The sequence below is a fragment of the Proteus vulgaris genome (assembly GCF_033708015.1).
Taxonomy (GTDB): Bacteria; Pseudomonadota; Gammaproteobacteria; order Enterobacterales; family Enterobacteriaceae; genus Proteus.
On the sequence record NZ_CP137920.1, the window covers coordinates 3,644,609 to 3,669,941 of the forward strand.

Annotated in this window: 26 protein-coding genes; 10 read left to right on the forward strand and 16 right to left on the reverse strand. The window is 32.4% G+C overall.

Annotated elements, in window-relative coordinates; all coding sequences use genetic code 11:
* Positions 1-12 precede the first annotated feature (12 nt).
* From sctE to SB028_RS17125, 15 genes are all read right to left on the reverse strand, one after another.
* Entirely contained in the window at positions 13-2,193 is a 2,181-nt protein-coding gene (gene sctE / locus SB028_RS17055) for a type III secretion system translocon subunit SctE (protein WP_318859671.1), read from the reverse strand.
* A complete protein-coding gene (gene sicA, locus SB028_RS17060; protein WP_069366947.1) occupies positions 2,186-2,701 on the reverse strand; it encodes a type III secretion system translocator chaperone SicA in 516 nt (171 codons plus the stop codon). Before sicA ends, sctE begins: the two co-directional genes overlap by 8 nt.
* A gap of 146 nt (positions 2,702-2,847) precedes the next feature.
* Positions 2,848-3,912: an EscU/YscU/HrcU family type III secretion system export apparatus switch protein gene (locus SB028_RS17065; protein ID WP_069366948.1), complete on the reverse strand. Its 1,065-nt coding sequence runs from the start codon at positions 3,910-3,912 to the stop codon at positions 2,848-2,850.
* The gene (sctT, locus tag SB028_RS17070; protein WP_069366949.1) at positions 3,905-4,678 is read right to left on the reverse strand and encodes a type III secretion system export apparatus subunit SctT; all 774 of its coding nucleotides are present in this window, start codon (positions 4,676-4,678) and stop codon (positions 3,905-3,907) included. The genes SB028_RS17065 and sctT overlap by 8 nt, the downstream gene beginning before the upstream one ends.
* Positions 4,679-4,683: 5 nt before the next feature.
* Positions 4,684-4,938 (reverse strand): type III secretion system export apparatus subunit SctS, encoded by a 255-nt coding sequence (gene sctS, locus SB028_RS17075; RefSeq protein WP_069366950.1) that lies wholly within the window; start codon positions 4,936-4,938, stop codon positions 4,684-4,686.
* Entirely contained in the window at positions 4,938-5,597 is a 660-nt protein-coding gene (locus SB028_RS17080; RefSeq protein ID WP_069366951.1) for an EscR/YscR/HrcR family type III secretion system export apparatus protein, read from the reverse strand. Before SB028_RS17080 ends, sctS begins: the two co-directional genes overlap by 1 nt.
* Positions 5,598-5,601: 4 nt before the next feature.
* A complete protein-coding gene (locus SB028_RS17085) occupies positions 5,602-6,519 on the reverse strand; it encodes a FliM/FliN family flagellar motor switch protein (protein WP_069366952.1) in 918 nt (305 codons plus the stop codon).
* Positions 6,516-7,811, reverse strand: a complete 1,296-nt coding sequence (locus SB028_RS17090; RefSeq protein ID WP_069366953.1) for a hypothetical protein — start codon at positions 7,809-7,811, stop codon at positions 6,516-6,518. Before SB028_RS17090 ends, SB028_RS17085 begins: the two co-directional genes overlap by 4 nt.
* Positions 7,792-8,253, reverse strand: a complete 462-nt coding sequence (locus SB028_RS17095; protein ID WP_069366954.1) for a type III secretion protein — start codon at positions 8,251-8,253, stop codon at positions 7,792-7,794. Before SB028_RS17095 ends, SB028_RS17090 begins: the two co-directional genes overlap by 20 nt.
* The gene (gene sctN, locus SB028_RS17100) at positions 8,237-9,538 is read right to left on the reverse strand and encodes a type III secretion system ATPase SctN (RefSeq protein WP_069366955.1); all 1,302 of its coding nucleotides are present in this window, start codon (positions 9,536-9,538) and stop codon (positions 8,237-8,239) included. The genes SB028_RS17095 and sctN overlap by 17 nt, the downstream gene beginning before the upstream one ends.
* A gap of 3 nt (positions 9,539-9,541) precedes the next feature.
* Positions 9,542-9,955, reverse strand: a complete 414-nt coding sequence (locus SB028_RS17105; RefSeq protein WP_069366956.1) for a type III secretion protein — start codon at positions 9,953-9,955, stop codon at positions 9,542-9,544.
* Between the two features lie 8 nt (positions 9,956-9,963).
* Positions 9,964-12,069, reverse strand: coding sequence for an EscV/YscV/HrcV family type III secretion system export apparatus protein (locus tag SB028_RS17110; RefSeq protein ID WP_069366957.1), 2,106 nt, complete (start codon positions 12,067-12,069; stop codon positions 9,964-9,966).
* Positions 12,070-12,085: 16 nt separating this feature from the next.
* Complete coding sequence (gene sctW / locus SB028_RS17115) at positions 12,086-13,171, reverse strand: type III secretion system gatekeeper subunit SctW (RefSeq protein ID WP_069366958.1); 1,086 nt, start codon at positions 13,169-13,171, stop codon at positions 12,086-12,088.
* Positions 13,172-13,175: 4 nt separating this feature from the next.
* Positions 13,176-14,888, reverse strand: coding sequence for a type III secretion system outer membrane ring subunit SctC (sctC, locus tag SB028_RS17120; RefSeq protein WP_069366959.1), 1,713 nt, complete (start codon positions 14,886-14,888; stop codon positions 13,176-13,178).
* Positions 14,872-15,570 (reverse strand): helix-turn-helix domain-containing protein, encoded by a 699-nt coding sequence (locus SB028_RS17125; protein WP_318859672.1) that lies wholly within the window; start codon positions 15,568-15,570, stop codon positions 14,872-14,874. The genes sctC and SB028_RS17125 overlap by 17 nt, the downstream gene beginning before the upstream one ends.
* A gap of 354 nt (positions 15,571-15,924) precedes the next feature.
* Here SB028_RS17125 and SB028_RS17130 point away from each other — a divergent pair, with 354 nt between their 5' ends.
* From SB028_RS17130 to SB028_RS17160, 7 genes are read left to right on the forward strand one after another with little or no spacing between them, the layout of a single operon-like run.
* A complete protein-coding gene (locus tag SB028_RS17130) occupies positions 15,925-17,001 on the forward strand; it encodes a PrgH/EprH family type III secretion apparatus protein (RefSeq protein ID WP_318859673.1) in 1,077 nt (358 codons plus the stop codon).
* 48 nt (positions 17,002-17,049) lie between these two features.
* Positions 17,050-17,304, forward strand: coding sequence for an EscF/YscF/HrpA family type III secretion system needle major subunit (locus tag SB028_RS17135; RefSeq protein ID WP_069366962.1), 255 nt, complete (start codon positions 17,050-17,052; stop codon positions 17,302-17,304).
* Between the two features lie 23 nt (positions 17,305-17,327).
* Positions 17,328-17,612: a type III secretion system inner rod subunit SctI gene (gene sctI, locus SB028_RS17140; protein WP_069366963.1), complete on the forward strand. Its 285-nt coding sequence runs from the start codon at positions 17,328-17,330 to the stop codon at positions 17,610-17,612.
* Positions 17,613-17,614: 2 nt separating this feature from the next.
* On the forward strand, positions 17,615-18,376 hold the full coding sequence (sctJ, locus tag SB028_RS17145; protein ID WP_069366964.1) for a type III secretion system inner membrane ring lipoprotein SctJ: 762 nt from the start codon (positions 17,615-17,617) through the stop codon (positions 18,374-18,376).
* Complete coding sequence (locus SB028_RS17150) at positions 18,357-18,920, forward strand: type III secretion protein (protein ID WP_069366965.1); 564 nt, start codon at positions 18,357-18,359, stop codon at positions 18,918-18,920. Before sctJ ends, SB028_RS17150 begins: the two co-directional genes overlap by 20 nt.
* Positions 18,901-19,599, forward strand: a complete 699-nt coding sequence (locus SB028_RS17155) for a type III secretion protein (RefSeq protein WP_318859674.1) — start codon at positions 18,901-18,903, stop codon at positions 19,597-19,599. The genes SB028_RS17150 and SB028_RS17155 overlap by 20 nt, the downstream gene beginning before the upstream one ends.
* On the forward strand, positions 19,583-20,020 hold the full coding sequence (locus SB028_RS17160) for a hypothetical protein (RefSeq protein ID WP_286138941.1): 438 nt from the start codon (positions 19,583-19,585) through the stop codon (positions 20,018-20,020). Before SB028_RS17155 ends, SB028_RS17160 begins: the two co-directional genes overlap by 17 nt.
* A 6-nt stretch (positions 20,021-20,026) precedes the next feature.
* On the opposite strand, the gene soxR is transcribed toward SB028_RS17160, so the two are convergent.
* Positions 20,027-20,476 (reverse strand): redox-sensitive transcriptional activator SoxR, encoded by a 450-nt coding sequence (gene soxR, locus SB028_RS17165; RefSeq protein WP_069366966.1) that lies wholly within the window; start codon positions 20,474-20,476, stop codon positions 20,027-20,029.
* Positions 20,477-20,580: 104 nt separating this feature from the next.
* Between soxR and SB028_RS17170 the strand changes: the two genes are divergently transcribed.
* Genes SB028_RS17170 through SB028_RS17180 form a run of 3 tightly spaced genes read left to right on the forward strand, consistent with a single transcriptional unit; the run spans position 20,581 to position 25,244 of the window.
* On the forward strand, positions 20,581-21,003 hold the full coding sequence (locus SB028_RS17170; protein ID WP_069366967.1) for a DoxX family protein: 423 nt from the start codon (positions 20,581-20,583) through the stop codon (positions 21,001-21,003).
* A gap of 44 nt (positions 21,004-21,047) precedes the next feature.
* Positions 21,048-22,154, forward strand: a complete 1,107-nt coding sequence (locus tag SB028_RS17175) for an efflux RND transporter periplasmic adaptor subunit (protein WP_069366968.1) — start codon at positions 21,048-21,050, stop codon at positions 22,152-22,154.
* Positions 22,155-22,166: 12 nt separating this feature from the next.
* Positions 22,167-25,244, forward strand: a complete 3,078-nt coding sequence (locus SB028_RS17180) for a MexW/MexI family multidrug efflux RND transporter permease subunit (RefSeq protein ID WP_069366969.1) — start codon at positions 22,167-22,169, stop codon at positions 25,242-25,244.
* Positions 25,245-25,333 lie beyond the last annotated feature (89 nt).

Below are 25,333 nucleotides of genomic sequence, written 5' to 3' on the forward strand. Positions count from 1 at the left end.
AAATAGTCTGTATTAAAAAGACATACTCTTTATCATATCTGATTTGACTTTATTACTTATAGATGATCCTTCACTCATCTTTTTTAAAATCTCGGTTATAGCATCAATACTTTCATGATAGCTTTCCATTATCTTATCCATCAATTTTTGAATTAAATTTAATATAGCATCTAATTTTTTACTATCCGCCACCGATTGCAAAATATTAGCTGAAATGACAGTACTATAAATATTAACTGCATTTGTTGCCGTTGAATTTACTAATTTAGATACAACGACAGTACGATTTAGCATAATCGACGCTTTTTTGGAAATATCCTTAGCCAATTGCTTATTAATTTTTTCCATGGCTTCTTCGACTGCTTGTATAATAATTTCTTTAATCATTTTGCCTAATACAGCTTCAAGGGTATCGTGTAATACTCTTTTTAATGTATTTCTCATTTGTTGATTAAATATTTTATTTGCAACATCCGTAATGCCTTTCATTATAGGACCAATAACAAAACTTAATGCCATTGCAGCAGCGAATAAAACAATCGCAATTATAATTTGTAGTGCCATTTTTAGTTTTTCTTGAATAGCACTTTTCATTTCTTCAATGGCTTTCTTATCTATACCAAATGCTTTTAATCCATCAATAGTGCTATTAATGGCATCAGCAAGAAAATCAACAATCTTATCTATTGCTTTCATAATGGATTCAGAAATGGGAGCCATAACTTCATCCATAAATGATTTACCTGTGGTAGCTTGAACCACTTCATCAGCCACAGTTAAGGCAACATCAGCCACAAATAATGTTATAGCAACAGCCATTAATACCATCGAAGCACCCGCCGTAAAAATAGAAGCAACACCTGCAACAAATGCGAGTAATCCACTTAAAATTTTTAAGCCTATGCCTGCCCAATATTGAATTTCTTCTTGTTTTTTAAGTTGAGCTTTTTGATCTTTAATTTTATCTTTTAGTGATTTTTCCGTCACTTCCTGCATTTCTTCAAAAAGTTTTTGCTCATTTTCAGTTCGTTGTAACATCACCTTTAATGTAAGTTCTCGTGTTTTAGCCAATAAAAAAGTGAGTAATGCCATTCCCGATAATGAGTCAGACATTATTTCAAGCTCTAAAGCACTTTGTGAAACTGTCAATGTTCTATATGTTTCTCTTATTTCTTCCAGTTTTCCTTTGACTGACTTATTTTCTTTTTTATTTATTAATGCTTTTAATTCATCGCGATGTGTCGTAATTTTACTTAACTTATCATCGCTCATAGGAATGTCAGGCATATACTTAAAAACATCATCAAAGAAAGTGGATAATTTTTCATATACCCCATTTAATTCATCCAATGGCGTTTTTGAAATATCAGTAGGGAGTTTCATAAATGGAAAGTTTTTTTCAATTAACTTTTCCATATCTTCTTTAGATTTAATTTTCCCTGAGAGTAATTCTTTAATCAATGAATTAGGTATCTTATTGTTTTTTAAAAAAAACGCGACATCTTTTTCTGTTTTAAATTTTTTATCTTTTATCTGACTATAAATTTCCATCCAATAATCAATATAAGCATTTTTATTATTTTTAATTTCATCTACTAGTGAATTTATTTTCTCCTTTAAACCATCAATGCCTTGAGATAATTCATTTAGTTTATTTAAATAATGATCAAGTTTATCAGGATCCTTAATTCTATCTAATACATTCTGATCAATGATATTTTGATAAGACAATTGCAGGAATAAAAAATTATAATCTTTATTCTTTGATTGATTTGGTTTTGAAGGTGTGGATGATGATTGTTTTTTAGATATAATTGAATTATCTTCTCTCTTTTGATCATACAAATGATTCTTGTTAGTAAGAAAGTCGGTATTTTTATTTTCAATATCACTTTTATTTAATTGACTTACTTCACTTTTTATATTTTTATTTTGTGATGAGAAAGTCGTTATTTGATCTTTAATATCATCTTGAACATTGATTATTATATTATTGTTTTTTTGTTCACGAGGTACACGAAGAGAAGGAGCCAATAAATTATTTTCTTTCTCTTTAAATTGTGATGCGACAAGATGCTCACTTGCCGCATTAATTTTTGTTCCTTGTAGTACACTATCTTTATTTACTTTTTCCACTTCTTTAGAAGTTGAAGGTGTAGATAATACAGTGCTATCACTATTAACTTTAATCATACTGTTCTTCCTTTTCGGTATTCAAAACAGCAAGAGGAATATCTTTCAATGATTCTAAGTAAACATTCGCTCTCTCTTTTATAGAGAGATCATTAATATTCTTTGAAACTTGATCAAAGCAATATTTTGCTTTCTCTTTTTCACCCAATGATAAGTTACATTGTCCCGCATAAAAAACAGGTCGATAATCATTCTTTGCATTTAAATAAGCTAATGCATAAAGATCAATAGCTGCTTGATACTGCTTTTTTAATTGTTTAACAGCGGCGAGTCCCATAATGTAATCAACATTATAAAAATCATAGAGGCATAAAAATTTAAAAATAGCCTCTGCTTCATCCAGTTTTCCTTTCTGGTAAAAATCATACGCAAATGAATAAATTCCTTCCATAAATCCTTCTGGGATAGCGCCTTCATCCTTAAGTGATGTCCCATTTTGAACAATAGAAACAATATAGCTTGCTAATTGATCAAGTTCTTTTTCTGACATTTTTTCATATACTGACATAATGTTAATCCTTTCATCTATGATGAATAATTAATGATAGAATTCTAAATCAACCATTAATTAATTACTTTAATAAAACACACGTCTATATTTATAAATATAAATACATTATTTTTATAATTAAAATATAAATACACATGGAAAATTTATTGATGGCGCGTATAATCCATTTCTTCTCTTAGTAAGCCTTCAATTTCTATTCTCTTAAGCCAAATAAGAATATCCATAATATCCAATAAATCTTGGTCTATCATTACCTCAAACAGATGATATTTATGATAGAATTTTCTCGCAAGTTCAGGGTAACGAATAACAGGTGTACCTACTTTTTTCGCATAGGCTTTCACGGCTAATGCTTTTTCATTAATACATTTCAGTGAAACTAATGGCATAACACCATTATCGGGGTCAAAATAAATACCTACGGCAACATGGGTTGGATTTACAATAACAGCTGATGAATCACGAATCACTTTTTTCATGGGTTCATCAAGTAACTCTTGATGTATTTGACGGCGTGTCGATTTTATTTCAGGATTACCCTCCATATTCTTATTTTCTTGCTTAACTTCATGTTTTTCCATCATCATATCTTTCATAAAGATAAAGAAATCAGCAATAATATTTAAAATAAGTATGGGTATTGATAATATAAAAAATACAAATATAAAACTGACAACTAGTGAACACCATTTATCAATGACAATATTTAGTCCTGAACGATATAGTGTAAATATCTCATGTCCATGTACAACAATAAAAATATAACACGTGACTAAAAATACAATTATAAACAATAATGTTTTTAAAAGATCTTTAATTGTTCTTATACTGAATATTTTTTTAAATCCAGAAATAGGATTTATATTATTAAGATCGATTTTAATGGCTTCCGTGGCCAGTTTAAAACGTGAACTAAATAAAGAAGGAATAGCACCGGATAGAAAAGTAACAATAAGAATAGGCATAAAAATATCAAAAAATAATTTTGAAATAACGTCAACATAACTCTTCAAAGTAATATTTGCTGGATTAAGCAAGAGAGATTGATAAAATTGACTAAATTCATCTAAATCAACTTGATTAAATAAATACATAACACCTATAAGATAAACAAGGCCAGATGTTAGTTCTTTACTTTTAAAGTTTTGTCCCTTCTTTGCCGAATCATCAAGTTTTTTTTGCGTTGGCTTTTCTGTTTTCTCAGCCATGATAAATACTCATGAAAATAGTATAAAAATATCTATTATTAAAAAATTCATACAGCTCTGTCGTCATCGCTGAGGCAAAGAACAGAAGTAGAGATATAAAGGCAATAATCCCTTTTATACATAATGACAGAGAAAAAGCATTTAATTGAGGACAAAAGAGAGAATAAACACCCAACGCAACTTCACTCAAAAACATAATGATAAGAACGGGTGATACTAAAACAATAGCAGTACGGATCATGTTATTAAGCCAATGACCAATAAACGAATAACCAATCTCTTTATTAAAATACCCCATAGGAAATACATCATAACTATCTTTTATCGAACTCATTAATAGTGTTAACCCTCCTGTCGATAAAAAATAAGCTACACAAAATAGTCCAGTCAATGAGGCAAATTCAGAAGATTCAATTCCGGTTGTTGGATTAATTGTATCACCGATACTTGCCCCTCTCTGATTATCAACAAATTCACCAAAAGCAGAAGCTATCCAAAAGGGTGTAGCAAATACTAACCCCATTAAAAGACCAATAATTAATTCACTTAAAATTATTATTTCCCATGTATTTCTTATTTCATCAGTAATTAAAACACTTGGTTTTATTCCCATAGAAATATAAAAAACAATAATATATTTTAATAGTTGGCTATTTAACACTCGGCTATTTAAAAAAGGAATAAAAAGAAAAATAGGAAATAATCTTGCAACAAGTAAAAAAAGATCGATTAAATAAAGTTGTATATACCCTAGCAGTATTAACATTTTATTTATCCAGCTAACCCTAATGTCATCATCTCTTTGGCATACACGAGCACCTTATCACCCATCCATCCCATCGTTACTAACAGACAAACAAAAACACCCACAAGTTTTACACCGAAAGGTAATGTCTGCTCCTGTACTTGAGTGATGGTTTGTAAAAGACCGATTGCCAACCCGATAAATGTTGCTATTGCAATAGGGGCAGCCGAAAGTAATATCACCAAATAAACAGCTTTATTCGCTGCATAGATCATATCCATTAGCTTACCGCCATAAGGTCAAGATATTGATTAATTAATCCCTTAGCGAGAAGAGTCCAACCATCCATAGCAATAAATAAAATTAATTTTAAAGGTACAGATAATGTTATTGGGCTCATCATCATCATACCTAGAGCTAATAAAATACAGGAAACGACCAGGTCAATAACAATAAAAGGTAAATAAAGATAAAAACCAATGATAAAAGCAGATTTTATTTCGCTTAGTGCATAAGCAGGAAGTAACGATAATAACGAATTTTCTATATTTTCTTTATCACCATAACTATCTGGTCGATTTCCTTGTGCTTGTTCAAAGAAATCTAATAATTCAGGCTCAGAATATTTGTACAAATATCGTTTATATTCTCCCAATGCATTATCTGAAAATTGTTCAATTGAATCAGGGGAAGTCATATCAATTGGGTTTTCAATAAGATATTGATAGGTATTTTTTGCTATTGGTGTCATTACAAACAGTGCCATCATTAATGCAATCGCATTAAGTACCATATTAGAAGGAACTTGTTGAACCCCTAAAGCATTACGAGTCATAACCAACACGATAGAAAATTTTAAATAACATGTCCCCGCGGCAATAATGAAAGGTGCTAATGTAGCTAATGATAGTGTTAAAATAAGTGTTGTTGAACTTTCCATATCTTTAATCTTGCTTTAAATAAGCACGTTGGATTTCAACAGCGAATCGCTCACCAACTTTAATTAACTCCCCTTGAGCAATAGCAATCCCATTAGCAATTAATGTGATATGACGTAATGCATTATCCGGCAAAGTAATTTGTTGTCCCGGTGATAACTCTTCAATTTGTTCAAGTAACATGGTTTTACTTGTTAGTAAAAAAGAGAGAGTAACAGGTATAGATTGAATCGCTTTTAACTCTATATTTTTTTGCAATGTAATTTGTGTATCTTCAACTAACTCTTCATGCTCTGTTTCATGAGTCAATAACTTTTCATCTAAAACCACAGTATTTTCTCCTTCTTGCCATTGATAACGCATCCACGTTTTTTCACCAACAGTAAGTATGAAATCTACATTATCAATCAATACAATATCACCCAAAGAGAGCGTTTTTAATAATGAGAATGACACCGTGCTTCTTCCAAACAGAAAGTGAGTAATAGCACTAATTTTATTTTTTGGTGACAATGCCCATTCATAATTTTTTTGGAAAGAACTAATAAATATGTCACCGAATTCGGTACTAATAACAGGATAGGAAAAATTTTCTTGTTCTCCTAGGCAGATATTATCAATCATTAAAGACATTGGCTCTTTCGAAAAAGGAAACAATATTTGTGAATATTTTTGTGAGAAAAGCGTACGAAGATAAACTTCCGGAACAAGCTCCCAATCTATTTTTTTCTCAGGATAAATTTTATCCATTACTTGGATAACTTGGACAATACCAGTAAATGAACCAAATGTATTATTCCCTTTTATTTTAAAATACTGGGCAGAAGAAATAGGTAACCGAGATGTATATAAAGAAGATAGAATATTCATTGAATAACTATCTTCTTTATTATTAATACTATTTTCAGGTTCTAATCTTATCATTTTTTATCTTCTTTATTTTCAGAAGAGGAATCTATCTCATTAACATGCCAATAATTATTGTCACTCTCTAATGAAAGAGATAATCGTCCTTGATATTGACTAAAACTTTCTAAAGAAGATTGATAGACTCGCCCAGTAGAAGCGATTAGTTGAATTTGTTTATAGACACCAAAATTTACCTTCATTTGATGATATTCTTTTCCCCATTTTTTAAAAATATAAGTAATGCTGGGTGGTTGAGATAAGGTAGATACTTTTTTATAAAGTATGCTAAAGGCAGGGATATCAAGTATTTTTCTGTCAGATACTGGCTCTGATGATATTTTCTGATATTCTGGCATTACGTTATACAAAGGTAATATATCATTGTTTTTTTCTCTTATTTTTTCTTTATATTTATTTTCTACATGTGAATTTTCATCCTCAATGTTTATTTCAACAGTATTTCTATTTATTTCTTTATTATCTGAAAAACTTATTTTTTCAGAGACATTATTATTTCCAATAATCAAACCATCTTTGATATTTTTATTTTTCTCTTTAGTTTCTGAATAACCAATTTCTTCAGATAATTTATTATTTTCAATAATCGAGCTATCTTTGGTATTTTTATTTTCAATAGTCATACTATCTTTAGTATTTAACTTATCGTCTTCACGAGGATAATCTTTACTCTCAATTTTTTCTTCTTTTTTATCAACAGGGATTTTCTTTTCTATTTTTCGACTAACTTTATTATTTTCAGTAGCAGTTAACTTATTAAATTTTTTATTGATTTCTTTATTATCCTCAAAATGATTAGGACTTTCACCACAATTCAATTTGAGGTTATTTTCTATGACCATTTTACTAGTGGTCGTGTTTTTTTGACTTCCATGGTGCAAGACATTTTTTTGTTTTAATGTACTTTCATTTGTAGAAGAATAAATTTGTGAATATATTCTCCTTTGGGTTAATAAAAGCCCTTCTGTGTTTAAAGAGTCATCTTCTTCGTCTTTTTTATCATCTAATTCTAATTCATCAACGACCTTATCAGATTTAATATTTGTATTTTTTTCTAAACCATCTCTTAATTCAGTAGGTCGTTTACAATCAAGATGATAAAAATCATCTAATTTCTGTTTTATTTTACTAAATTCTCCAGGAGATAGTCTGTCTTTTTCAAGATGTAATAATTCTATTATTGTAGAAAATGGTGATAATTTTTTAGAATAAACAGTTTTCATATCACTATTTTGATCAGAGCTTAAAATATTATTTAACCTTAAAGTCTCAATCTTTATGGACATCATATAACACCATCTCCTGAATTTCGTTTTGCTCTAATCTTTCAATATATAACTCTTTTTCTCGTATTTTTCTTTCAAGATAAAGCGTCATTTTATTTTGTTTTTTAATTACTGCATCCCTTTCTTTTTTCAAAAACAGGCTATTTTTTTTTAGTTTTTCTAATTGATACTCTATTTCTTTAATTTGAGTACTAACAACATTCAATGAAGATAATATAATCGCTTGTTTACGTTTTTGTTGATTTAAAGAAATAGTCGAATAACTGCCTGCTTTTTCATAAAAAGGGATCTCTTTTTCTAATGCTGAAGCTAATATGATCTGTTCTTCTTTCTTATTTTCTGCTTCTTTTATTAATTGTTGATGCTTTTGTAGCTCTTTCTCTATTCTTTGTTGACGCCTAGCAATAGCATTTATCAAAATTTGCTGATTAAGAGGTAAGCGCATAAAGTTGATTCAGTGTTTGTTGAAAGTCTGCTTTTTCTTTAAATGACTGAATAAGAAAAGCCTCTATTACTGTTTGCTTATTGACTGCCAGATCATTTAATTCATTCTCTCCCGGACGATACTCACCCAATTCTTGTAATTGTTTAATATCTTGCAAACGCATCAACATTTGTCTTATTTTTAATGCCGCATTTTGTTGTTTAGTACTCGTTATTTGCTGAAAAATACGACTCACACTGCCTAAAATATCAATAGCGGGATAATGGCCTGAAGCCGCTATTTTTCGTGAAAGATAGATATGTCCATCCAAAATAGAACGAATTTCTTCACCTATGGCGTCTGGTTCATCATCACTTTCAAGTAAAACCGTATAAAACGCCGTAATAGAGCCTTGATGAGTAACTCCTGGTCTTTCTAAAATTGCTGGTAATTTATCAAAAACAGAAGCTGGATAACCTTTACGAACAGGAAGCTCACCCGCGGTAAGTGCCACATCTCTTAACGCTCTACAGTAACGCGTCATAGAATCAATAAATAACACGACATTTTTGCCTTGTTCTCTGAAATATTCAGCAACCGTAGTAGCAACTAATGCCGCATTACAACGTTCTATTGCTGGCTGATCGGAGGTAGAACAAATTAATACCGTTTTTTCGCATCGTTTGTCTTTTTTTAATTCCTCGACAAATTCAGTTACTTCTCGCCCCCTCTCACCAATTAGTCCAATAACAAAAATATCAGCCTGAGAGAAACGGATAAACATATTCATCAACATGGTTTTACCCGTTCCTGCACTGGCAAAAATTCCCATTCTCTGCCCTAATCCACAGCTTAATAATCCATCAACTGCACGAACACCTGACTCAAATACATCTGTAATAGGACGACGATCACTAAATGAGGGAGGATGACCATCAATAGGTAAATAGGAATAGAAATTTTCTTTTACCTCTTTTTTATCATTGAAACGTAAGAGATAATTACCTTTAATATCAATCATGCTCCCTAAAATATTAGGACTTAAAGCAACAGAAAAAGCCTTACCTGTTGGTACTACAATTATTTGCAGAGAATAACCTTGTGAACTCCCCATCATACTTAAAATAGTAATACCATTACGAAAGCCAATCACAATCGCTTCACCAATAATTTGTCCATTAATAATAGAATCTTTTAATAAACAAATTTCTCCAATAAATACACCACGCAACATCACTTCAAGGATATTGCCTTGTATTCGTATAGGATGAGCTGCATGATGAAATATTGAAAATTCTTTATTCATTTTTTAATTAATAAATTGTTGATGGATACTATTCATCACCTGAAAATATTCGTCTATTGCTTTTGCCATTGATTCACCATTTTGTAAAGCAATAGGCATAAACGAAGCTCGTAGCTCTAATTCAGATTCTACTTTGACTAAAGCTGGTTGACCTGGATAAAAACTTTCAGTTTGATTATTAATACTATTTAATAATAATGAAGTGCTGGTTTGTGATAATAAATTTTCATTATATTCACCAAGTACAGACCAGATCATTGGAACTTCATCAACAACTAATAAATTTATATCCGGCATGTCTCCCAAGCTAATAGTTATTGTCGAATGATTATCAACAGATTTCCCTTCTGAGAATAAATCATTTCTTCCAATCACATTCATTGCATCCATAATTAAATTTGCTAGATCAAAAGACATAACTTCTCCTAAATAGATTGTAAAACGTTAATTTCAATATCTGATGTGACTTCATCATAAGACAATACAGATAACTGTGGATATTGTGTTTCTATTAATTTTTTAACAAAACGCCTTATATCTATTGCTGTTAAAAATAAATAATCTTGTATATATTTAATTTCATCAATAGCAGTAGATATTTTTTCTATTATCATATCAAGTTCAGCCGGTTCTAAGTTTAAAAATGTTCCTGAAGAACTCTGCCTTATTCCGCCTCGAATTATCTCTTCTATATTATTCGATAAAATAATCACATTAATTTTTCCATCATTTGAAAAGAAGTGGCTAATATAACGTGAAAGTAAAGAACGAATATGTTCGGTTAAAAGTACCGGATCTTTCTCTTTACTCCCCCATTGTACTAACCCGCCTATAATTGTTTTTATATTTCTAATAGGAATTTTTTCTTGTACTAGGCGTTGTAAGACATCATTAATGCGCTGAATAGAAACTTGTCTATAACATTCTTTTAAAAGTTCTGGTGAGTTTTCCTCTATTTTATCAAGAATATTTTTTGTTTCTTGTATCCCAAGAAATTCAACAATGTTAAATGTCATTAAATTAGAGAACCTCTTATAAAAATAAGCCTCTGGTAATTCTAATTTATAGCCTAATAATTCAATTTTATCCTTGTCACTTTTATTAACCCAATAATTTTTAACATTATTATCATTTATTTCTATTGTTTTAAAATTTAAAGATGAAAATTCATCATTAGGGTTTTTCACATGAATTAATGGGAAAGGGCAATCAAACTCATCAGCCTTAACTTCATTTATTAAAATGATGATTTTATCATTATCAATATTATCTGAATAATGAATAATAATATCAGGAAGTAATACACCATATTGTAAAATAAATTCTTTTTTTAACCACTTTTCAAAAACCAGTTTTGAAAGATATATCTTTTTCTTAGAAGAGACAGTAATAATTAAAGGTAATGTTTCTGCTTGAGATAATGTAATATCTTCTTTTAATAAGCTATTCTCAGATTCTAACTCATTTTTATTTGAAAATAGATTTGAAATAAGTCCTTTTTTACTATCTGAATCTGAATCACGATCTTCACTCTTATCTTTTTGATTATCCTTTATCACTTCTTTTTTATTTACTTTCCATTGCTTTTTAAAGAAATATCCCCCTAATAAAACAGACAGAATAAGAAATACGGGGGTTGGAAATCCAGGTAAAAAACCAATGATAAAAGCGAGGATCGCTGTCACTAGTAAAGCAAAATCTTGAGCAAGTAGCTCATTCATAATACTAAAACCAAGATTGCTATTCTCACCGCCAACACGAGTGACAATAAAACCAGCACTAATAGAAATCAGTAATGCCGGGATTTGAGCAACTAGCCCATCACCAATAGTTAAAAGCGTATACGTATGTAGTGCCTCTGTAATGGAGAGATCCATTTGTGCCATACCAACAGAGATCCCGCCAATTAAGTTAACAAAGATAATCACAATACCAGCAATTGCATCACCTTTAATAAACTTCATTGCCCCATCAAAAGAACCATATAACTGACTTTCTTGCCCTAGTTCTTTCCTTCTTATTTTCACTTCTTCGTTATTAATGATGCCTGATTTTAAATCTGCATCGATGCTCATCTGTTTTCCTGGCATTCCATCCAAAGAAAAACGAGCAGCAACTTCTGCAACTCGTTCTGAACCTTTCGTAATAACTAAAAATTGTACGATGGTGACGATAGAGAAAACAACAAAACCAACGACGAGATTTTCACCAATAACAAACTCACCAAATGAAGTAATTATTTCCCCAGCATCAGCATCTAATAATATTAATCGACTTGTACTAATAGAAAGAGCAAGCCTAAAAAGTGTCGTAATAAGCAATAATGCAGGAAACGTCATAAAGTTCAATATACGAGTAATATAAAATGAACTCATGAAGATAAGTAAAGAAATAGTAATATTGAGCCCAATAAGAAAGTCTACAATATAAGTTGGCAACGGTATAATTAACATCATAATAACCAAAATCATAACCGATAATACGATTAATTCTGGTTTGTTTTTTATTGCCAATAGAAATCTATAAATCATAGAGATTATCCATAAATTATTTTATATATTTTCTTTGTTGATATTGTTCTAATCGAAGATAGTTATCTATAAATTTTTGCATAATTATTTGGCATTCATCTCTAAAATCATCAGATAAATATAATGATTCTGGATATTCATTAAACATTGTTTTTAGGCCTTGTAATAATTTCATTTTTATATTAATAAAATAATTAAGCCATTCATTTTCTAAGAGAGAATTTAAATATTTTTCCATTTCATCAGGAAATGTCATACCATAAAAAATTATTTGATAAAACTCTTTTTCAGTTATCGTATTTTTTAAATCCTCTACCTCTAATTTTTTTATGTTTATTTCTATAAAGCTAGATAAAATACGTAATTTGTTAACTCTCTCAAGCAAATAACCAAACTCTGAACTTTGAGAACAACTTGGCATAAGTGATTGCATATCACAAATTAAGCTTTGTGTTAAAAAATTTAAAATGATAGTGCACTGTTTAAGATCATATTCTTCAATCCACATTTTAAAAAAATAAATAGGTTCAAAATCAAGATTAATATAGCTACGATAAAGGTTTCTTAACGTTGAGGCATCAAGAGAAAGCAGCTTAGCAAATGCTTTTGCTTGTAAAGCAATATTAATACCCGCTCGAATTTTCTTTCCATTTTCACCTTCGAGTAGATTATTTATCTCATTCTCAATTCCTGCATTTAATTGCGCACCTAATTTCTTTTTTCTTAGTAACTCTCGTAAAACCATCACGAGATCACTTTCATCTGGAAAGATTTTACGCAAATATTGGAGCAATTCTTGCAAACTTCGCCCTGATTTTCTAAATAACATTATTACTTTATCTAGTTTTTTATCAGCTCCCTCTTCTGCAATATATAATGTGCTTTGCCCTCTATTGGCTTTTTTATCTAATAGCTGACCAAAACGTTGTGAAAAAAGAGTAGCAACCATCGACATATCATCAGATATCTCTATTAACTGATTTTGATAATTTTGGTTTTCACTAATTTTAGGTTGTTTATATTCAGTTTCTTGTTGGCTTTTTTTACTAACATTACTAAGTGCAGACTGTGTTGAGGTTGAGGTGCTAATTGGTCCAATCATGATATTACCTCATAAAAGCCTGAAGTTGTTTTAATGCCTGAGACGTTTTTTTATCCATTGGTTCAAATGGATTTTCAGTGATAGAGCCTAAAGATTCAGTTTGCATCTTTTCTAATAAACGGGGTTGTAGCATAAAAATACGGATCATCTTTTTATTATTATCAGATTCATACCTGAAAGCTCGACCTATTAAAGGAATTGCACTTAGAAAAGGAACTTTACTTTCTGCTTTCACATTATCTTCTCGGGTATATCCACCTATTAATAAGCTTCCACCTTCCGAAACACGAGCAACAGTACTAATATTTGTACGATTAATCACAGGAAGTTTTTCAACACTTTCATCATTCCCATTGTCATCTTTTTTTTCTGCACCATCTTCAAGATTAATGATCATTTCAATATCTTTATTTGAATCACCAATACGAGGTAATACACTGATCATCGTGCCAAATGTTGTTGATTCTAATGAAGCAACTCGTTCACCTTTTATTTGAGTATAAAAAGTTGTATTGTTATCAAAAATAGCAGGGGTATTTTCTTGTGTTAATAACATTGGGCGAGATACCATTTGAGCCTCACCATCTTCACTCAATGCTTTTATTTTACCTAAAAAGTTAAAACCAGAAGCCGCACTTAAACTTGCTGTGTTAAAAAAGAAGCCGCCTTTGCCAGCGCCATAACTAGCTTGCCAATTAACACCTAAGCTATCAGCTTTATTTTTAGAGATATCAATTATCCATAATGATAATTCGACTTGTCTTTTCGGTTTATCTAATTGAGCAATAAGTGAACCGATTAATGCCAACCCCTCTCGACTTGTCTTCACTAAAAGACTGTTTGAACCCGGTAATGGCACTAATTCGACGTTATATTGTCCTATTTTAGTGATAATAGGCGCATTAGTTTCTTCACTATCATTTATCGCTTCATCGTATTTCTGACTATCATTATTTTCTAGCGTTTGATGAGGATCTTTCACTGGTCTTGTTATTTCTTTAGAGGGCATAAATAGCTGCTGTAAGACAGACGTAATACCCGGTAACACGACTTGTTTATCGCGTAAAGTATAAGTTCTATCTTGTACAAAGGTATTTTTTAATGGAAATATCTGTACAAATTCATCCCCATAGCGAGAACTCCCCACGGGTACTTGATTATTGGTATTTTCATCAAGTTGCTCTTGTACATCATTATCTAAAAATACAGCTGCGGCTTTAACTAATTTAATATAAACAGGAGGGCCAGAAATATAAAAAGTACGTTGATCTCGACCTGCACGTAATGGATAGCGCTGATCATATAATCCTACATCTTGTAAATACTCTTTTAGCTCGATTAACCCTATGTTTTTTACCTGAAAGAGTTCCTGTAATATCTCACTGCTCTCATAAATATAGATTGATTTTCCATCATTAAAATAGAGCAATGACAACCGTTTCACCATCAATTCAAATGCTTCTTCTGGTGAAGAAATATCAAAATTTCCAGTTATTCTTTCCTTTTTTACAGCATTACTCAGAATAAAAGGTTTATTTAACTTATCTGATAATACAAGAAAAAATTGTTCTACTCGTGTATCAACAGCAATAAATACATCAGGTTTTTTCACCTGATGTGTATAAATAACCTTCCCTTCCGCGGCTTGAATTTGAAAAGAAAAGCTACAACATAGTGCTAGCCCAATAGCACAATAAATTTTATTTTTTATTTTCATAAAGATGTTGACCAATTCGACGAAATTCTGTTGGTGTAATACCAAATAACGTCTTAATTTCATTAGAAAAATGAGATGCCGAACTAAATCCATTATCAACAGCAATTTGTGTTAATGATTCATCAGTTGATAGCGTGGTTAAAATTGAAGATGCGGCACGCCATGAACGTAATTGGCTTTTCCCACAATTACCTAAATAACGCTTACACAGTCGTCTAAAATGTGTACCTGATACTCCATATCGCTCTCCAATTTGTGCAATATTACTTTTCTTTTCATCTAAATAACTAATGAGATGTAAAATAAGCCAATAACTTTCACTATGTCTTATTGTGACAAATAGAGGCTCTAATTGGCTTTCTGGTTTTATTGCTTCATTTATTAATACATATTCTAGCGATTTATTAGCATCGTCTATATAAAAAATCTGCTGATTAATATCAAATTCAGATCCTATTGCGGTCATTTTTGAAAAATCACGGGCATAATCAATAAATGCTAATAATCTTGCACAAATAAAAAATGATCGTTTTTCTATTTTCCATGATTGATTTTCAGACTGAAAAACAACATTTTCATTTTTTGAATTATAAATAAAAGCCTTTCCTTTTATAATTTTAGTCGTTTTCTCATCATATATTTTTAATGGAGATTCATTATCAAGAGGAATACAGAAAAACAATTAATTTCCGAGTAATATATTTCTATCACCACTTATTTTTATATCATTTATTAACATAGCAAATACTTAACCTTATCCTGTCAATTAATTTTAAAAATTAAAGATAGTAAACTATCAAGCATCTTATCTTTATGTTTTTACTTTATATAACACTACAATAATATTACTAATTATTAACTATAAAGATAAATAACAAATTTTTTACGTTTATTATTTAAAAAAAAAGCTAGTAATGTATCAATACCCACCATCAAATAAAAAACATGTGTTTTTTTTTAAAAGAAATTTAATGATTATTTTACTAAACTATATTTATATTATGAATTAATAACACTCTATCATTAGGTTAAATCCATGTTATATTATATTTATATTCTTTCTGGCCCATTAAAAGAAACAATAATTCCTTTACCCCCTAATCACTATTCATTTATTTTACAAAGTGACGAAGATCAGGATCGTAAAGAAGAAAATGATAAAGTGGTGCTTTATATTCCTTGTGATAAGGTAGAGTGTAAAAAAAAGCTCGCTATTATACTTGATGAAAATAATAGTGAAAATAACAAATATATAATTCAGCATAGTTTAATACCCGAGGAAGTTGGTAAAGAATATTCATTACCACTGAACACCCCTATTTATTCCAATGATATTCCTATATTTTTAATGAGTGACAATAATGATTTCACTCTTGACTCATCGTATTTTAAGAAAAATAAAAAGAAAATTTTTACTCGTAAAAAAATATTTATATTATTAATTCTGACAATCCTATTTTCCATCTCATTCATATTCTATATAAATAGAACAATAGAGAAAAAAAACGTATCAACCCTATCAAAAAGTCAATTTTTTAAAGGTTTTCAAGGAAAAAATGGATATTATTGCACTTTTGATAATTCATATATCACATCAAAAGAAAAAATCGGTCCAGAAAATAAAATTTTTTATATAGATAAAAGTAAAATAGAAAATTTAGTTATTAAAGGTAGTTACAAAAAAATACATTTAATTTTAAATGATAAAACTAAACCTATTGTTAATTTCATTTACCATAATAATAATGAAAAAATAAAAATTATTGATGCCATAAATAGTCATTTCTCGGAAAATTGTTATCCTACAATTAAAGAAATATCTATTCCAAATATTATTAATGATATAAATAAATTAGAATTAACAAAAACAATAGGTTATACGGTTGAAGAGAAAAATAATCGTTTAACTTTTATCTTTAATAATGAACTAAGTGCAAGCAATAAAGAAAAACTTAATACTTATATCAAAAAACAAACGGCTATTTTTGGGAGAAAATTTATCTTTTACCGTGAAAATATAAGCAATCCAATGTTGAAAAATAAAGCGATTTTACAAGAAGATCGTGGATATATTTTTCTAGATGATCAACATCGCTATTTCCCTCAAGGCTAATAGTGATATAAGCAGTAAATTAGAATTGTAATTAGAGGAAGAATTATTATGCCAGCCTATCCTGTTGCCGATGATGTCAGTACTATTGATAGATTCAATGACTATTTTCAAGAACCTGTAAAAAAACAAAGTGAAACATTAAAAATTGCATTAGATGCATTAAAAGCAGATACATCAAATGCCGCAGCATTAGCGGATTATCAAGCGAAACTCGCTGAATATAATATTACGCGTAATGCACAATCAACATCGATTAAAGTAGTGAAAGACTTAGCAATGAGTATTATCGGGAATATGCGTTGATTTTTATTTAATGGAGATGATATATGTCTATTACCCCTGTTATTCCTGTGCATTTATCAACACAATCAAACGCTAATAGTGATAGTGATGATAATTTATCTTCAATAATGATTAATACGGTGACAAGTGGTTTTCAGTATGAAAAACAGATCCAAAAAAAGCTAGCGACATTAAATAAATTAAGTGATGTTCAAAGTTATACCGAGTTACAAACCACACTAAATGATTATACAATTACAATGAATCTAGCAAGTACTTTAGCCAGAAAATCATTGAATATTGTTGAAACATTACTCAAGGCTCAATAGTAATGAAAATACGATATTTGTTATTGGCATTATTATGTTGTCTATTTCCACTATTAAGTGGCTGTAAAGATCAATCGCTACTCACTAATTTGGATCAAAGACAGGCAACAGAAATTCAAGCTGTTTTACAAAAGCACCAAATAACGAGTACTCGTAAAGCACTAGGAAAAGGGTTATTTGATATTTCTGTTAAAAAAGAAGATATGGGTATTGCCATTCAAATTTTAGAGGAATATCAATTACCCACATTATCTCGAATTGAAGTGACTCAGCTATTTCCATCAGATGCATTGGTATCATCGCCTCAAGCCGAAAAAGCACGTTTAATTTCTGCTATTGAGCAACGATTAGAGCAATCATTACTCACTATTGACCATATTATTGATGCTAGAGTTCATGTCAGCTATCCCATTTCTCCTATTGAACGAATTATTCCGGCACCTCATGCTTCAGCATTGGTTTTTTATGAAGAGGGGATGATTGATAATGAGCAATTAAGTGATGATGTTCGTGCTTTTATTCATAATGCCTTTAACGATATGGATGAGGATAATATTACCGTTTTGTTATACCCACGAAATATCAATAAATTCAATATGATAAATAATCAACTTTATCAAAATAGCTCTGATTCATTTTTCAGCTCTTGGTTATTTTTAGGTTTATTATTAATGGTTATCACCTCTATCATTACGGTGTCATTAATAATATTCCGACGTAAAAAAATACAGAAGGAAGAAAATGATGACAAATCTAACTTCTGATCAATTCGACATGATATCCAGTGTAATGTATGAGCCACTTAGCTATCTTCATGCAGATTACAAGGTATTGGCATCAAATAAAGAAGATATAATCTGGCAGAAATTAACTAATCGCCAATTAATTCAGCAATACCAACTTATTAATCAACTAGATTGTGACATCGATATTATTGTAGAGAAAATTTTTACTTATTGGACTTTACTTCCACGTTGTGCTCTTTTTTTAGGCTATTTGTACTCTAGAGAAACGCTTTTATTATCTGGTAATTACTATCAATTAGAACCACAATTAAAAGGGTTTTTATCTCTTTATCCTGTGTTAAATATAGATAAAAAGATAACGACTTCACTGGAAAATATCGCCCCAATAAATATTGGCTATCAATTATTGTTTGATTTTATTAGTTCAATTTCGATGGCGCTTGCTCAGCGCTTTACATTACTTTTTGCACCACAATCTTCATCGATAGAACTCCCTCAATCACTTTTTTTATCTCGTTCACTCTTTATTTTGGTACTAGATTATGCTGCGCTCTCTGTCTAAAGATCTTTTAACATACACTTGTGAAGGGATATTAATACGTGCGCGCTATGTTCGGCAGCTCGATAATATTTATAAAACAGAATTAGCCTCTAAGCATGCAGCAAAGAAAATGATTCAAGATTTTAATCATAAACTGGATAAGCATAATAAAGAGATCTCAAATCAAGCTTATAGTAAAGGGTTGCAGGTATTATTAGGAGATATATTAAATTTTGCCATTCAATATCAAGAGAAACTGGCACATTATGAGTTTCAGCAAAGAGAGCAATTAACAACAACTATTGCGCAATTTTTTAATTCACCTGAGATCCAAACTGAAATTATACACCGTTTAATTTCAGCAATACCTTCAGAAAAAAAAATTACGCTCAATATTCCAACAACATTACGCCATTATCTTGAGAATAAACTCAATAATCTTAATATCGAATTAATCTCTCATGAGCATAAAACGATTGCTATTCATGCTGATGATCAAATTACTTTTTTTGAGCCTTCTCTATTAATTGATGATCTTAAGGCACAATTCCATCGTCCCTATACCGAATCTTACCAACCTGTTTTTACTCAAAACATTAAAGACATTTTACTGAAATATATTAATACATTCGATGTATTCGATAATACTCCTCCTCAACGTAACACCACTAGTGAGAATAATAATGATGATGAAGATTAATACGTTAGAATCACAAGTGTTATATGGCTCACAACCCTCTTTATCTACACCTGAACCGATCGACAATAAAAAACCAGATCCTTTAATGGCTACATTGAATTCTTCTTTTTATCAATCTTTAAAAGGATCCAGCATCAATAGTGTCAAAGATGTATTGACGTTATTGAACAAATTTGATGTCAAAAATGAAAACAACCAAACCTTAAAAGAAAAACGCCAAGTTGCACTATTAATCTATGCACGCCAAGCGAGTGAATTAGAAAATAGCGATAATAAAGATATTATTAATCAGGCGTTAATTTCTCTTCTTTCTTATCAAGGTTTTTATCATCAATTTACTCTCGATTTATTAGGTATGGACGATAACCAAGAAGACTACGAGGGATTTTTTAAACCTGATAGTACTTCGCTTTCATTTTAAGGTTAATTATAGGATCTGAGCGCCCACACCTTTCTCACCTAAAATATCATCCGGATTACGTAATGGACAATCACTTAACGATAAGCAACCACAACCAATACAGTGGTCAAGGCCGTTACGTAGTCGTTTAAGACGACGAATTCTTTCATCTAACCGCACTTTCCAATCCGTTGATATTTCGTGCCATTGTTCTGCGGTTAATTTACTATTTGGTGGATATTTTCCGAGTATTTCCTGAATTTCTTTTAACGGAATACCTGTACTTTGCGCCGCTTTTATAATTGCCACATAACGTAATACAACTGGAGGGTAACGGCGCTGATTACCTGCACTTCGATAGCTTTCTATCAATCCTTTTTCTTCATAAAAATGCAATGTTGATATCGCAACACCACTTCGTTTTGCTACCTCACCGACGGTGAGTGCTCTATTAAAATCTATTTTTTCTTTTTTCATTTTTGCCTCTTGACCTCAACTTAACTTGAGGTTTTATAGTCTTGCCACAATGCAAAGTCAAGTCAGCAAATTGCCTGATTTTTAAGTTTATCGAGGACAGATACATGCCTAACGCAATTGCACGTATTCTTGAAAGCCAAGCATTATGGATTATCGCAAGAGTGCTAATTCTATTGTTATTTCTATCGTCTGGGTTTGCCAAGATATTTGATTATGAAAATAGTTTGGCAGAGATGCGTGCAGCAGGGTTAACCCCTGATTGGTTTTTTAATATTGCCAGCGCGATCGTTTTACTTTGTGGTTCGCTTTTAGTGCTTTTTGATCGCTATCTATGGTTAGGTGCTGGCGCATTAGCCACTTTCTTATTTTTAACCATTGTGATTGTACATACGTTTTGGAATATGACGGGAGATAAGGCGATGCTGTCCATGTATTTTGCTATAGAGCATACCTCTGTGATTGGGGGACTTGTGACAACGGCAATGGCTAGTCATTTCAGAGCGTTATGGAAAAAAACTAACGCATAAAATAATAAGAAATATAAAACCTTCATTATGGGATCAACAATAATATGAATAAAAAACTTACTCTTACTGTATGTGCCTCACTCTTTTTACTCAGTGCAGGTGCGGCGGTTTATGCAACAACATCCTCTGATGAAGATGCATCACAACAATTTGCTTATCCTCCCACTAAAGTGGCGTTAGCAACCGTACAATCATCAAAATTACCAAACAATATGCAAGGAGTGGGTGAATTAGAAGCCGCACGCCAAATTTATTTAGCTGCTGAAACCCATGGTCGAATTGCTGTCATTAATTTTGAGTCAGGACAAACGGTTAAAGCAGGTCAAGTTTTAGCTAAATTAAATGATGAACCTGAACAAGCCGAATTACTACGTTTACAAGCACAATTAACTAACGCAGAAAAACTCTATTCTCGAACAAGGCAACTTTATAGTAAAAATATGGTGGCAACCGCGCAATTAGATAGCACGTTATCTGAACGAGATATGATTGTCGCCTCCATTCGTGAAGTGAAAGCGCGAATTGCACAAAAAGCAATTAAAGCGCCCTTTGACGGTATCGTTGGGATAAAACTTGTTCATGAAGGCCAATATTTAAATGCGGGTGAACGTGTCGCTTCCCTTGTCGATGCAAGCCATTTAAAACTCAATTTTTCACTTGATGAGCAAGCTGCACCAAAAATTTCAACCAAACAGCCCATCAGTATCGAAGTCGATGCTTACCCTGATATTGTTTTTACGGGTTCAGTAAATGCGATTGATCCTCTTATTGGCTCATCACGTACTGTGCAAGTACAAGCAGTTTTACCGAATACCGATAATAAATTAAAAGCGGGCATGTTTGCTCGTGTTCAAGTTATTTCTCCTGATAGTCCGATGGTATTAACCGTACCAGAAACAGCAGTCACTTATACTGCCTATGGAGATACCGTGTTTGTAGCGCAATCTGACAATCAAAAAAACCTTATCGCTAAGCGTGTCTCTGTGAAAGTTGGATTGCGCTACAACGGCATGATTGAGATCAAAGAGGGGCTTGCCCTCGGTGAGCAAGTTGTCTCATCGGGCCAAATTAAATTAAGTGATGGCATCTCAATTGAACCCATTGAGCAAGATACATTAGCGTTGGCTCAATCAGCGACAACAAAACCATAACGGGAGCTAATCATGAAATTTACCGATATTTTTGTTCGGCGCCCTGTTTTGGCATTAGTTGTTAGCACACTCATTTTGTTACTGGGCGCATTTGCATTCAGCAAACTGCCAATTCGCCAATACCCAATGTTACAAAACTCCACAATTACGATTGCAACAGACTACCCAGGGGCATCCTCTGAACTGATGCAAGGATTTGTGACACAACCGATCACACAAGCCGTTTCCTCTGTTGAGGGTGTGGATTATATTTCCTCTTCTTCTGTTCAAGGAAAAAGCTTAGTCACCGTCAGAATGGAATTAAACCGTGATCCTACCCAAGCCTTGACGCAAGTAATGGCGAAGGTCAATCAAGTTCGTTATAAGTTACCGGAGCAAGCTTATGATCCCGTGATCGAGCTTTCATCTGGCGAATCTACTGCGGTAGCTTATGTCGGATTTTCAAGTGAACAGCTTTCTATTCCAGAACTTACTGACTACCTTTCTCGTGTTGTTGAACCGATGTTTTCATCCATCAATGGCGTTGCCAAAGTACAAGTTTTTGGTGGACAACAATTAGCAATGCGTTTGTGGTTAGATGCAGACAAACTGGCTGGACGCAACTTAACAGCCAGTGATGTCGCTGAGGCTGTGCGTCGTAATAACTATCAAGCGGCACCTGGTAAAGTGGAAGGTGAGTTTGTTATTGCCAACGTTTATGTCAATACGGATCTCACTAATGTCGAAGAATTTAAAGACATGGTTATCATTAATGATGGCAATAATCTTGTTCGCTTGCGTGATATTGGTACTGTTGAGTTAGGTGCTGCTGCCACTGAAACCAGTGGCATTATGAATGGAAAAAAAGCCGTCTTCTTAGGCCTATTTCCGACACCAACAGGTAATCCGTTAGTCATTGTTGATGGTATTCGTCAACATCTTGTTGATATTAAAAAAACGTTACCGCCCAGTGTCGATGTTGAGCTTGCTTTTGAAACGTCACGCTTTATCAAGGCATCGATTAACCAAGTCGTACAAACATTAATTGAAGCGATTTTAATTGTGATTGCAGTGATTTATCTCTGCTTGGGATCGTTCCGTTCTGTGCTTATTCCTGTACTTGCCATTCCATTATCAATGTTAGGTGCTGCTGGTTTAATGCTGGCATTTGGTTTTAGTATTAATTTGCTCACTTTGCTAGCCATGGTGTTAGCCATTGGATTAGTCGTGGATGATGCAATAGTGGTTGTTGAAAACGTACATCGACATATTGAAGAGGGATTATCGCCTGTTCAGGCAGCTTTAGTGGGTGCGAGAGAAGTGGCTGGTCCTGTTATTGCGATGACGATTACTTTAGCCGCGGTTTATGCTCCGATTGGTTTAATGGCTGGATTAACAGGTGCATTATTTAAAGAATTTGCCATAACGCTGGCAGGGAGTGTGATTGTATCCGGAATTGTGGCATTGACCTTATCCCCTGTAATGAGCTCGTTAATGCTAAAGCCAAAAGAAAATGAAGGCAAAATGGCGAAAATGGCCGAGTTTGTTTTCGATAAAATGGCTCACTACTATGGTTATGTACTTAATTTCTCTTTAGCTAATCGCTGGTTAACCGTTGTTTTCGCCTTAGCTGTGTTTGTCAGCTTGCCATTTTTATATAGTCAGTCAAAACAAGAGCTGGCACCTTCAGAAGATCAGGCAAGTGTTTTAACCGCCGTAAAGGCACCACAACATGCAAATCTTGCCTATGCTGAGCGTTTTAATCAAAAGCTTGATGAAATTTATATGAGTCTGCCAGAAACAGACAGCACATGGATTATTAACGGTACTGATGGGCCTTCAGCCAGCTTTGGTGGTATTAACTTTGATGGTTGGGATTTACGTGAGCGCAATGCAGATCAAATCCAAGCTGATTTACAAAATCGCGTCAATAATGTGGAAGGTACCCATATTTTTGCTTTCCAATTAGCCTCTTTACCTGGATCAGTGGGTGGATTGCCAGTACAAATGGTATTACGTAGCCCATTAGGTTATCCCGTTTTATTTGAAACAATGGAAAACATTAAACAACAAGCGAGAGAAAGTGGTCTGTTTGTCGTGGTAGATAGCGATTTAGATTACAACAATCCTGTTGTTCAAATCGCCATAGACAGAGCGAAAGCCAATAGTTTAGGTATTCGTATGCAAGATATTGGTGAATCACTCTCACTCTTAGTGGGTGAACATTATATCAATCGTTTTGGTATGGATGGCCGCTCTTATGATGTGATCCCACAAAGTGTACGCCATCAACGTTTAACGCCAGCAGCACTTGCTGGGCACTATATTCGTACTCAAGACAATGTGTTAATTCCATTATCGACAGTGGTCAATATTACGACACAAGTTGAACCGAATAAGCTCACGCAATTTAATCAACAAAATGCTGCAATATTCCAAGCTATTCCTGCTCCTGGCGTGACGATGGGACAAGCCGTTGCGTTTCTTGAAAATGTGGCAGATTCATTACCAGCCGGCTTTAGCCATGACTGGCAATCTGATTCTCGCCAATTTACCCAAGAAGGAAATACCTTAGTCTTTGCGTTTATTGCAGCACTTATCATTATTTACTTAGTGTTAGCTGCGCAATATGAAAGCTTGGTCGATCCTTTAATTATCTTAATCACAGTACCATTATCTATTTGTGGCGCATTAGTACCATTAGCTTTAGGTATGGTGACATTAAATATCTATACACAAATTGGTTTAGTCACCCTGATAGGACTTATTAGTAAGCACGGTATTTTAATGGTGGAGTTCGCTAATGAGTTGCAAGTTCATAAAAACCTAAACCGTCGTGATGCGATTATTGAAGCAGCAAAAATTCGGCTACGCCCTGTTTTAATGACCACGGCCGCAATGGTTATTGGGCTTATTCCTCTGCTGTTTGCCAGTGGTGCAGGAGCAAATAGCCGCTATGGATTAGGGCTGATTATTGTGTCAGGTATGTTAGTCGGTACGCTATTTACGCTGTTTGTGTTACCCACAATGTACAGCTTCTTAGCACGAAACCATCAAGTCAGCGCTCAAACTGAGCGTCAAAAGCAGTTACAGCAAGTTAGTGAGCAATAAAGCTAAAAAATAAAAACAGTTATGTCGTAAAACCAATCCCCATTGTGAATGCAATGGGGATTTTATTTATTAATGGGAATACTTTGAAA